At 43.0% G+C, this 11,791-nt stretch carries 9 protein-coding genes; 2 read left to right on the top strand and 7 right to left on the bottom strand.

What is annotated here, in order from left to right; genetic code table 11:
* Nucleotides 1-263 precede the first annotated feature (263 nt).
* On the bottom strand, nt 264-1,163 hold the full coding sequence (locus GD631_RS16540) for a helix-turn-helix domain-containing protein (RefSeq protein ID WP_143258646.1): 900 nt from the start codon (nt 1,161-1,163) through the stop codon (nt 264-266).
* A gap of 29 nt (nt 1,164-1,192) precedes the next feature.
* Complete coding sequence (locus GD631_RS16535) at nt 1,193-2,095, bottom strand: helix-turn-helix domain-containing protein (protein WP_143258645.1); 903 nt, start codon at nt 2,093-2,095, stop codon at nt 1,193-1,195.
* Between the two features lie 205 nt (nt 2,096-2,300).
* On the opposite strand from GD631_RS16535, the gene GD631_RS16530 reads away from it, so the two are divergent.
* Nucleotides 2,301-3,317: an SDR family oxidoreductase gene (locus tag GD631_RS16530; protein ID WP_143258644.1), complete on the top strand. Its 1,017-nt coding sequence runs from the start codon at nt 2,301-2,303 to the stop codon at nt 3,315-3,317.
* A 105-nt stretch (nt 3,318-3,422) separates the two neighbouring features.
* Here GD631_RS16530 and GD631_RS16525 read toward each other — a convergent pair whose 3' ends face one another.
* The 3 genes from GD631_RS16525 to aspT all read right to left on the bottom strand — a co-directional run bounded on the left by GD631_RS16525 (nt 3,423) and on the right by aspT (nt 7,494).
* The gene (locus GD631_RS16525) at nt 3,423-3,965 is read right to left on the bottom strand and encodes an occludin (RefSeq protein WP_143258643.1); all 543 of its coding nucleotides are present in this window, start codon (nt 3,963-3,965) and stop codon (nt 3,423-3,425) included.
* A gap of 174 nt (nt 3,966-4,139) precedes the next feature.
* Entirely contained in the window at nt 4,140-5,777 is a 1,638-nt protein-coding gene (aspD, locus tag GD631_RS16520) for an aspartate 4-decarboxylase (protein ID WP_143258642.1), read from the bottom strand.
* Nucleotides 5,778-5,799: 22 nt separating this feature from the next.
* Nucleotides 5,800-7,494, bottom strand: coding sequence for an aspartate-alanine antiporter (gene aspT, locus GD631_RS16515; protein ID WP_143258641.1), 1,695 nt, complete (start codon nt 7,492-7,494; stop codon nt 5,800-5,802).
* Between the two features lie 170 nt (nt 7,495-7,664).
* Between aspT and GD631_RS16510 the strand changes: the two genes are divergently transcribed.
* Entirely contained in the window at nt 7,665-9,332 is a 1,668-nt protein-coding gene (locus GD631_RS16510) for a formate--tetrahydrofolate ligase (protein ID WP_143258640.1), read from the top strand.
* A 290-nt stretch (nt 9,333-9,622) separates the two neighbouring features.
* Here the strand turns inward: GD631_RS16510 and glyA are convergent, their stop codons facing one another.
* Entirely contained in the window at nt 9,623-10,903 is a 1,281-nt protein-coding gene (glyA, locus tag GD631_RS16505) for a serine hydroxymethyltransferase (RefSeq protein WP_143258639.1), read from the bottom strand.
* A 133-nt stretch (nt 10,904-11,036) separates the two neighbouring features.
* Nucleotides 11,037-11,777, bottom strand: coding sequence for a porin family protein (locus GD631_RS16500; protein ID WP_143258638.1), 741 nt, complete (start codon nt 11,775-11,777; stop codon nt 11,037-11,039).
* Nucleotides 11,778-11,791: the final 14 nt, after the last annotated feature.

Raw genomic sequence — 11,791 nt, 5'->3', positions numbered from 1 at the left:
GAAATGGCATCTTAGGAAGTTAAAGAGGAGAGCTTACGTATAGACATAAAAAAAGGAGCAACGCCTTGCTCCAACCTTTGTTAACCTTAAATCTAATACTATGAAAAACACATTGCAAAGATACGGACTATTGGGAAATTAGCAAATTATCCAAGCAAAAAAGTATGTTTCATAACATAGATTAAGAATTGGATATTTCAATTCAAATTTTATTAAGACTTTTTTGTTGCTTTATCGTCCTCCAATCCTTTTGGATTTCATTTCTAGTTAGGTACTCTGAAATCATTCGGAGAGCAACCGGTAACTTTCTTGAATAGCCGGCTGAAATATTGCGGATTCTGAAAACCCAGTTCTTGTGTTATCTGATTAACTGTTTTATCAGTATTCAGCAACCAATTTTTAGCAATCTCGAAGCGTTTGAACTCAATGTATTCTTTGAACGATTTACCCGTTTCGTGCTTCAGCAAGTCGTTGAAATATTCAGGAGATAAATGAAGCACGTTAGCACAATATTCATTTGAAAGCACATCGACAGCCGGCACCAGCTTCGTTTCGAAATGGTTATTTATGATTTTATCAAATTGTTTGATAATCGTTTTATTCACTTCGTTACGTGTAATAAATTGGCGTTCGTAGAAACGTACACAGTAATCCAGCAATAGTTCTATATACTTTGAAACTATTTTTTTGCTGTGGCGATCAATACAACGTTCGAGTTCCTGGTTGATTCTGTCCATAAACTCCAGAATGATCTGTTTCTCGCGCAATGATATATGCAGTGCCTCCTCAGGCTGATAAGAGAAAAAAGTATAGTTATGTATATTAAGTCCGAGCGGAGTGCCACAGATCAGATCAGGATGAAAAGCCAATATCCATCCTTTGGAAGGAAATCTTTTATTCTTTTCTTTTATGCTGATAGATTCTCCGGGACTCAGGCAGATCAAAGTGCCGTCTGAAAAATCATAATACTGGTGACCATACACATAGGCCTCACATTTACACTCACTCAATAGAATCGTATAAAAGTCGAACTTGATGTCCGTATGAGGCGACAAGTCAGCCTTTGAGAGATCAATGACACTCACCAGCGGATGTAGTGTTTTGCTCCCCAGGCAACAATTGCATTGATGCACGGTTCCTATTTTGAGTACTTTATCTCCCATGATGTTGAGACTCCTGTATCTAAAAATGCTTAGTTTCTTTGTTTATATTCGTTCGGGGTGCAACCTACATGCTTTTTAAACAATCGGCTGAAGTGCTGTGGATATTGAAATCCCAGTTCATAAGCCACCTGGCTGACAGTTTGAACGCCTTCCAGTATTCTTTCTTTTGCCAGTTCGATAATCCGGCATTGGATATATTCCTGTGCAGTTTTTCCTGTTTCCTTCTTTATCAGGTCTCCGAAATAATTAGGAGAGAGACATGCCTTGTCTGCAAAATATTTCACGGATGGCAGTCCTTCTGTTATTGCCACCTGATTCTGGAAGTATTCGTCCAGCAATTGCTCGAATTTTACGATAATATCTTTGTTCGCCTGATTACGTGTGATAAACTGCCGTTCGTAGAAACGCATACAGTAATCCAACAGCAGTTCGATGTTACGCACGATGAGTTGCTTGCTGTGCTTGTCGATAGGATGCTCCAGCTCGATCCTGATTTTATGTATGCAATCAGTTACGATTTCTCTTTCCTGGTCTGAAAGATGCAATGCTTCATTTACCTCGTAAGAGAAAAAAGTATAGTTCTTGATATTCTGTCCTAATGAAGTTCCGCGGATTAAATCGGGATGGAACAAAACGCCGATTGACTTGGTGCGGGGAGCAGGCCTGTTGCGGTTATCTATTCCGCTCACTTGTCCCGGTGCCATACAAACAACCGTTCCTTCCTGATAATCGTAATTCTTACGTCCATAAGTGAGGTCACCACATTTTGCATCCTTCAGGAACAAGCAGTAGAATCCGATATTCATACGGATATATTCAACTGACCTGGTGGCTTTTGAGAAGTCGATTACATTCACCAAAGGGTGCAATGTTTCCAGTCCAAACAATTGGTCATACTGATCGACGGTTTCAATTTTTGTTATTTCATCCATATGTTTCTATTATTAATCTGATACAAAGATAAAACATTTGAAGGTATCTTTTTAATTTCATTCTGCAAATCAGTAATATGGGTATAAGAATCAGTAATCTGTATACTACATGAATTTTCGGGCAGAAAAATAAATGGCAATGATTGCTGGAAGTAAGTGATGAAATTGATATATTTGTTCCGGAGAATATAAAAAAACAGGTTTTATGAAAGCATTATTTATTGGAGGAACAGGTACGATCAGTACAGATGTAGTGGCATTGGCGCAACAAAGAGGGTGGGAGATTACTCTCCTTAATCGTGGTTCGAAAAAGATACCGGCGGGAATTCACAGTATCATTGCGGATATTAATGAGGAAGAAGCTGTGGCAAAAGCCATCGCGTCCGAACATTACGATGTGGTTGCACAGTTCATCGGCTATACGGCAGAAGACGTGAAGCGTGACATCCGCCTGTTCCAGAATAAAACGCGACAATATATCTTTATTAGCAGTGCCTCTGCCTACCAAAAGCCATTGGCCGATTACCGTATTACTGAAAGCACCCCTTTGGCCAATCCCTATTGGCAGTACTCCCGTAATAAGATAGAAGCGGAAGAAGTGCTGATGGCAGCCTATCGCACAAACGGTTTTCCCGTTACAATCGTCCGTCCCAGCCATACCTACAACGGAACAAAACCTCCCGTATCTGTACATGGAGATAAGGGAAACTGGCAGATCCTAAAACGAATCCTTGACGGCAAACCTGTTATTATCCCCGGCGATGGTTCTTCTTTGTGGACATTGACTCACTCTAAAGATTTTGCCAAAGGTTATGTAGGACTGATGGCGACCCCCCATGCTATTGGGAACGCTTTTCATATCACTACCGATGAAAGCATGACCTGGAATCAGATTTACCAAACCATTGCCGATGCGTTGGGCAAACCTCTGAACGCATTACACGTAGCATCCGATTTCCTTGCCAAGCATAACGATCATTATGATTTCAGAGGTGAACTGTTAGGAGATAAAGCAGCTACGGTAGTCTTTGATAACTCGAAGATAAAGCGGTTGGTTCCTGATTTTATATGCAATACTTCCATGGCAGACGGATTACGACAAGCTGTACACTATATGCTTTCCCATCCGGAATCACAAATACCTGATCCGGAATTTGATTCATGGTGTGATCGTATTGCCAACGCAATAAGTGCGGCAGATAAAGCCTTCGAGCTTTCCTAATTCTGTGCCGAACTTACTTAATTTAATTCCGGACTGTCTGATCTAATCTATAGGACTATTTGATTTTATTTCAGACTTCCGGGGTTTTATATTGAAGTACCTGATTTAATAAGGTGCATTTCGTCCTTGTTGCACTTCGATTCGTATTCCGAAATTGCCATTTGCCGATTTCAGTTCGAATGCTCCCCGGAAATTATTTTTTTCCCAAGGCATAGCACTGCGGTTAGGCACCCGCCAGCCATCCTTGTCATAATCTCCGTAGGTATTGATTCTCATTCCATTTTTCAGTTTGAAAGACCCCATCTGCATAAACTGTGGAGAAGAGGACAATCCCCAACCATATCCAAAGCCGGAAAAGCCGGAGAAAGAAGACGAAGAAAAAGAATCAGTGAATCCTTGCGAATAAGTAACATCTGTATTTAAACGAAAGAGCTGATTATAATCTTTCGTCATATTAGGCATCTCTAAATTAAACTTGGGAAGTTCGGGAGTCGCTACATTCATTAATCCCATATCCAGCAGAAATCCACCAAACTCTTTAATATTGGTGGATGGAGCACGACGAATACTATCGGAAGGAATTTCCGACTGTGCGGATGCAAAACCGACTGATAATATCAGCGAAAGAAATAGAATCAGTTTTTTCATCTTCGTAAAGGTTGATTTACCACAAAGATAGAGATTTTCAACCTGACTATTCGCTTCCGTTATGTTTTCTTAGAAAAAACTTATCTTTTCTTTTATTTACGATTAGACGATTTACAATGTACGATTGAGGTTACTATCCTCAATCATACGATCGTAAATCGTCTAATCAGTTAATTATTTTGATGCTTTCCATGTTTGGGCATATTCTTCCAAAACACGCTTGATGCTTTGTCCGATCTTTACGTAATCGGCTTCATTCAGATTAGCCAGTGACACACGCACACTCCATTTCGGTCCGGCAAAGCCACCGCCATTCAACAGAACGAGTGACGTTTCGTTTGCCAGGCGGAAAACCACATCCAACGGATTGTATGTCTTTTGCAGATAAGCAACGAAATCATCTCCGTAGAATTTCTTCGCCCATACCAGCATATCAATCTCCGAATAATATCCGGCGCGCAGCGGGTCTTCCACCAATGTGAACCCTGTGTTATCCCACAACGCATGCAGGCGGCGATGAATAATTTCCTGCATCTTGGTTTTATAACTGTCTTCTTTATCCAGAAGCGAGAAGATGGCAAACAAACTCATCTGTATTTGTTGGGGCAGAGAAAGTCCTGCGGTATGATTCAGTGCAATCTGTCGGCTGTCAGCCACCATGCGGTCGATAAATTTCATTCTTTCCGGTTGCAGGCTAAGGCTGGAATAACGTTTGTTCAATATTGATTTCTGCTCCTCCGACAGACGGGTAATCATTTTGTCGTAGATGTTGTCTTCGTGTAAAGCAATCACTGCGGTTCTCCATCCTGTAGCTCCGAAATATTTGGAGAACGAATAAACGCAAAGCGTATTGTGAGGCAATTCTGCCATCAATGAACGGAAATGAGGAATAAACGTCCCATACACATCATCCGTAATAATCATCAGGTTCGGATTGTCATTCTTCACAATGTTGATGATACGTTCGGTAGTCTCCTTGCTAAGTGCGTAACTGGGCGGATTACTCGGGTTAGTGATAAATAACGCTTTGATTCGCGGATCTTTCAGTTTGTCTATATCTTCATCCTTATACTGCCAGGTATGTAATCCGTCAGGAGTCATCTGGTCGGCGGAAATTTCGGTGACGTCGAACTGATAGCGTCGCAGTTCCGGAATTTCTATATAAGGAGTGAACACGGGAATCATCAAAGCAATGGCATCTCCCTGATTCAACAGGAAATTCTCTTGCAAAGAATCGAACAGATAACACATGGCTGCCGTACCTCCCTCGGTGGCGAAAAGGTCAAAAGTTCCTTTCGGCGGACGGCGGTCACACATCTCTTGTGCCAGATAATCCTGTACGATTAACTCTGTAAAATGTAAAATACGGTCGGGCACAGGATATTGGTCGCCAATCACCGATTCCGCCCATTCATGAATCAGCGTATCCGGATCGGCAGCATGCTCCATCAACATATAATTGTAACCCTCTTTCAGCAGACTAGCTCCCGGAGCTTTTTCATTCTCCTTCAGGAAAGCCTCGAAACGTGCGGCTATTCCAGCCTTTTGCGGAATACCTGCTATTCCTTCTTCCAGTGAAAACGCATGGCGACATTCGCAAAGTCCGAATTGTCCCAACAGAAAAAATGCTTCGCGTGGTTCTGTAGCAATCCAGTTCGGATTACCTCTTCCCGCATTCAGCATGGTATGTGCTATTTTCTTGATGCTTTCATCTGCCATATCAATCAGTTTGTTTTTCAGCTCGAACGGGCTGATTGTTTCCATTTTCTTGGCATAACTTTTCGTGATGGCAGGATTTGTTTTCTTTTCCATAATGATATTTATTTATATAGTTTTACATAAGTAACACGATGATGACTCCCCAGATAATCAGTAGCGTATTGCCGACTGCATACGTCACTGTATATCCTAATGCAGGTGTGTCACTTTCCACTGCATCCTGAATAGCTCCCAGTGCGGCTGTTGTGGTACGTGCTCCTGCCGTGCATCCTAATGAAAGGGCAGGGTGGAACTTGAACAGGTATCTCGCCATCAGCAATCCTGCGAGAAGAGGGATGGCTGTTGCCAGTGCACCGACAATAAACAGACTGACTCCGACTTCCTTGAATCCGGCTATAAAACTGGGGCCTGCAGCAATGCCGACCACTGCGATAAACATATTCAGCCCTACATTATTCAATACCCATAAAGAGGGTTCGGGGATACCTCCGAAAGTAGGATGCTTGCTGCGCAACCAACCGAATAGAAGTCCGGCTATCAATGCGCCGCCACTGGTAGAAAGGCTGATAGGAACACCTCCCAAGTGGATAGCCAGTGCACCGAAAAGACCACCGAGCAAGATGCCCAGCCCGACGAAAATCATATCCGTCTGATTGGTCGGACGGTCAATGTAACCCATTTGTTTGGCAGCACCTTCCACCTCATGTTTAAGGCCGGTGAGCTCAAGAATATCTCCCGAATCTACTATCGTTTGGGATAATACCGGAACATTGATTCCGGCACGCTTGATGTTACGGATGCTGACTCCATGCATGAACTTCTGTGCCCGGATTTTGGCAACCTTTTCCCCGGCAAACGTCCGGTGAGTCACCATTACGGGAAGAGTTTCCGCCGGAAAATCCAATAATTGTGCGTCGATCACTTCCGGACCGATCCAGTCTTCTTCTCCGATTACAAACTCACGGCGTCCGCTTAGTACCACTTCATCGTTTTTGCGAAGAATCAGGTTCGGGTCGACATCTTTCACTACTCCTCTTTGACGAATTCGTTCTACAAACAGCCGTTTATCATTCTTGCATAAATATGTTTCGAGTTCACTGACTTTCTTTCCTTTGCCGAACCATTCATTGGTGATTTTATAAGCACGGAATACAACCGGACGCAGAGCCGGGGAAAATCCGGGTTCATCAGCTTCCGATGTTCCCATTTGAGCCTCCAGTTCTTTGCAGTCAGCTTTCACCTTATCCAGTCCGCCCAACATTTTGGGGCCGAGAGAAGCCAGAATCCATGCAGAACCGGCTGTACCGAAGATATAAGTTACAGCGTAAGCTACCGGAATCGCATTGATGAATGTTGTTTTTTGTGCGTCGCTGATTCCCAATTGATTGATTGTATCGCTTGCCACACCGATAACGGCGGATATGGTCTGTGAACCTGCCAAAAGTCCGGCAGCTTCCCCTACATGGTACCCCATGATTTTGGCGAGTATCCACGGTGCTACCAAGCTGACAATACACATCAGTACAGCGAATCCCACCTGTGGCAGCCCATCCTTTTTCAATCCGCGAAAAAATTGCGGACCTACTTTGTAGCCGACGGCAAACAAGAAAAGCAGAAAGAACACAGCTTTCATCGGGCCATCCACAGTGATATTCAGTTGTCCGACCAACACTCCGACCAGCAGAACACTGGTGACTGTCCCCAATGAGAATTTCCCTATTTTGAGTCTGCCCAGCCAGAATCCGGCAAAGAGCGTTAGGAAAATAGCAAGTTCAGGGTGTACCCTTAGTTGATTAATAATCCATTCCATAATTAAGTTGTTGTTTTAGGTTATGTCATTTACAACAGTTATTGCGTGAAAAGAGTTTATAGTGTTTATAATAAATAGATATATAAATATCTGGTGAACTTTAAATTTCTCTATTTCGCTTTTTTGTTATACTTTTGTTCTTTCAAAAATAAAAACTAATCATATTCTGTATGAAATCAGACATAGAAATTGCTCGCAGCATTGAGCTGAAGAAGATAAAGCAAGTTGCCGAATGTATCGGGATCCCTCGCGAGGAAGTGGAGAATTATGGTCGCTATATCGCAAAGATTCCCGAACAACTGATCGATGAAGAGAAGGTGAAGAAAAGCAATCTCATCCTGGTCACTGCTATTACGGCAACCAAAGCGGGCATTGGTAAAACTACAGTATCTATCGGTCTTGCTCTGGGGCTGAATAAGATTGGAAAGAATGCGATTGTCGCTCTTCGTGAGCCGTCTCTCGGTCCTTGTTTCGGTATGAAGGGAGGAGCGGCCGGCGGAGGATATGCACAAGTACTTCCTATGGATAAGATTAACCTCCATTTCACAGGGGATTTTCATGCCATCACTTCTGCCCATAACATGATTTCCGCTTTGCTCGATAATTATCTCTATCAGAATCAGGCAAAAGGTTTCGGATTGAAAGAAATTCTTTGGCGGAGAGTGCTCGACGTAAACGACCGTTCGTTGCGCAGCATTGTTGTCGGTCTCGGACCCAAATCAAACGGGATTACCCAAGAGTCCGGTTTCGATATTACTCCTGCTTCGGAGATTATGGCGATTCTTTGCCTTTCCAAAGATGTGAGTGATTTGCGTCGTCGTATCGAAAATATCCTGTTGGGTTTCACTTATGAAGACCAACCCTTTACTGTAAAAGATTTGGGAGTGGCAGGAGCTATCACTGTGTTGCTGAAAGATGCCATCCATCCTAATTTGGTGCAGACTACCGAAGGAACCGCAGCTTTTGTACACGGCGGTCCGTTCGCTAATATTGCGCATGGTTGTAACTCTATTCTGGCTACTAAACTGGCTATGTCTTTCGGTGATTATGTGATTACAGAAGCCGGATTCGGTGCCGATCTCGGTGCAGAGAAGTTCTATAATATCAAATGTCGTAAGAGCGGACTCCAACCACGTCTCACGGTGATTGTCGCTACGGCGCAAGGACTGAAGATGCACGGTGGTGTCAGTCTCGACCGTATCAAAGAACCGAATATGGAAGGACTGAAAGAAGGATTGCGTAATCTGGACAAACACGTTCGTAATCTTCGTTCATTCGGTCAGACGATTATCGTAGCTTTCAATAAGTTTGCGTCCGACACCGATGAAGAAATGGAATTGTTGCGCGAGCATTGCGAACAGTTGGGAGTCGGTTTCGCCATCAACAATGCGTTCAGTGAAGGAGGAGAGGGGGCAGTAGACATGGCTCGTCTGGTGGTAGATACAATCGAAAATAATCCGTCCGAACCTCTACGTTATACATATAAGGAAGAAGATAATATACAGCAGAAGATTGAAAAGGTGGCTACTAATATTTACGGAGCCAGCGTTATTACTTATAGCAGTATTGCACGCAACCGTATCAAACTGATCGAGAAAATGGGAATCACTCATTATCCGGTTTGTATTGCTAAAACACAGTATTCATTCTCTGCCGATCCTAAGATTTATGGTGCGGTGAACAACTTCGAGTTCCATATTAAAGATATTGTAATCAATAATGGAGCTGAAATGATTGTAGCCATTGCCGGAGAAATTCTTCGTATGCCGGGATTGCCTAAAGAACCGCAAGCATTGTATATTGATGTTGTAGATGGAGAAATTGAAGGATTGAGCTGATATACCCTTAAAGAATACTTGTACTGGCGCTACGCCGGTAGAAATAAATCCCCGTCTTTCCCTATAAAATGAATGTGGAGAGACGGGGATGACTGTATATAGAGTCCAGTGTGCTTCTGTTTTCTCTTCTTACACACTGTACGGTTTTATTCGTTAACAAAATCCCGGATAGATGGTTCGAACGGGGACCGTTAATAAATAAAAAAAGGTCTGCTTCTTTCGTGAAGAGCAGACCTTAAATGGGAAATAAGCTACTAACAGTTTACAATTACTAGCTTTACAATTGTGTTTTAGTAAGCGAAAAGAGGGTATTTTTTCATTGTCTCATTGACACGTGCACGTACTTGTGCAATAACTTCCTCATTTTCTACGTTAGACAATACTGTCTCGATCATTTCAGCAATTTCAATCATCAAGTCTTCTTTCGCACCACGAGTAGTGATGGCAGGAGTACCCAAGCGGATACCGGAAGTCTGGAAAGCCGAACGGCTGTCGAACGGAACCATGTTCTTGTTAACGGTAATATCAGCAGAAACCAATGCTTTTTCTGCCACTTTACCTGTCAGATCAGGATATTTGCTACGCAGGTCGACCAACATAGAGTGGTTGTCTGTACCACCGGAAACGATTGTAAAGCCACGGTCAATCAAAGCCTGTGCAAGTACGGCAGCATTCTTTTGTACTTGTTTAGCATATTCCTTAAATTCAGGTTGCAGGATTTCACCGAAAGCAACTGCTTTAGCAGCAATTACATGTTCCAGCGGTCCGCCTTGGATACCCGGGAAAACGGCAGAATCCAGTAATTGAGACATCATCTTGATCTCACCCTTCGGAGTTGTCTTACCCCATGGATTGGGGAAATCCTTGCCCATCATGATGACACCACCACGAGGTCCGCGAAGTGTTTTATGTGTAGTAGAAGTGACGATATGTGCGTATTTAACCGGATTTTCGAGCACTCCGGCAGCGATCAGACCGGCAGGGTGAGCCATATCAATCATCAGGATAGCGCCTACTTTGTCAGCGATCTCACGCATACGTTTGTAATCCCATTCACGAGAGTATGCAGAACCACCACCGATAATCATTTTTGGTTTCTCACGCAGAGCGACTTCTTCCATCTGGTCGTAATCAACGCGTCCTGTTTCTTTATTCAGGTTATATTCGCAAGGAGTATAGATGATACCGGAAGTGTTCACTAATGAACCATGAGACAGATGTCCGCCGTGTGCCAGATTTAATCCCATGAATTTGTCGCCCGGATTCAGAACAGCGAGGAAAACAGCAGCATTAGCTTGTGCTCCCGAGTGTGGCTGTACATTTGCCCATTCGGCACCGAAAATTTCTTTCAGGCGGTCGATGGCGATTTGTTCGCTTTGGTCTACTACTTCGCAACCTCCATAGTAACGTTTGCCGGGATAACCTTCTGCGTACTTGTTAGTCAGGCAAGAACCCATTGCCTGCATTACCTGGTCACTCACAAAGTTTTCTGATGCAATCAGCTCGATTCCTTTCAACTGACGTTGATGCTCTTTTTCGATGATGTCGAAAATTAAGTCGTCTCTTTTCATTCTTTTATAAGTAAGATTAAATTTCTAATTCGAGATACCTATTTTAAGCGCACAAAGTTAATGAAAATAAATAAAGAATGAAGGAACTACAAGAAAAATGTTAGTAAAAAGCGGGATTTAATGATATTTTATTTTAAAGAATGAATCCCAATGAAAAACTTAACGCGCTGTCACGGCGGCGGAAAATAATATGGCTCACACCCGTACTGCCATCAGAGTTGATATTGTCATAAATAATAGACTTGGAGATGTTTCCTATGCCTTGTTCGTAGCGGAAATCGAAGAAGATACGCGAGATGTTGACACCTACGCCAATCACTGCGCTGACATTGAACGGATACAACTTTTCGTGGATACCTTTCTGATCGAAGTTCTTAAAAGTGATTTCATTGTGCTTTCCCCATAGGTAGCGAAGCTTTGGACCTGCGAAGATTGACATTCCGTAAGGCCCTTTTTTCACCACATTATATCCATATAGAACGGGAAAATCGACACTGTGCAACACTGATTGCACCGAAGCGTAATCAGGCTCGATGGCAGGATGCTGGGAACCGAGTTTGTCAAAAGTAATCTCACATTTGCTTACATTATACGACACTTCGGGCTGAATGAAATGCTTTTTCATGTTGATGCGCATGAAGAGGGCACCGAAATAACCTATCTTGTAGTTATTTTGCACCTCATCAATGGTTACATCTTTAATTTTTAGTTCAGATACCATAAACATGGAAGAGTTGAACCCCGCCTTGATACCGACATTTATTTTTTTTGTGTTGGGACGGTCTACTCTGTCTGCGTTATAATTCTGGCCGGCAACCGGGCTGCCGGCTACAACTATTAAACCGAGAAGAATGTATTTACGCAGCATATCCATGACAGTGTCGTTCC

Source organism: Bacteroides luhongzhouii (assembly GCF_009193295.2).
In the GTDB taxonomy this organism is placed as follows: Bacteria; Bacteroidota; Bacteroidia; order Bacteroidales; family Bacteroidaceae; genus Bacteroides; species Bacteroides luhongzhouii.
Note: the sequence above shows the minus strand (reverse complement) of the source record. Positions and strands in the feature narration are given on the sequence as shown.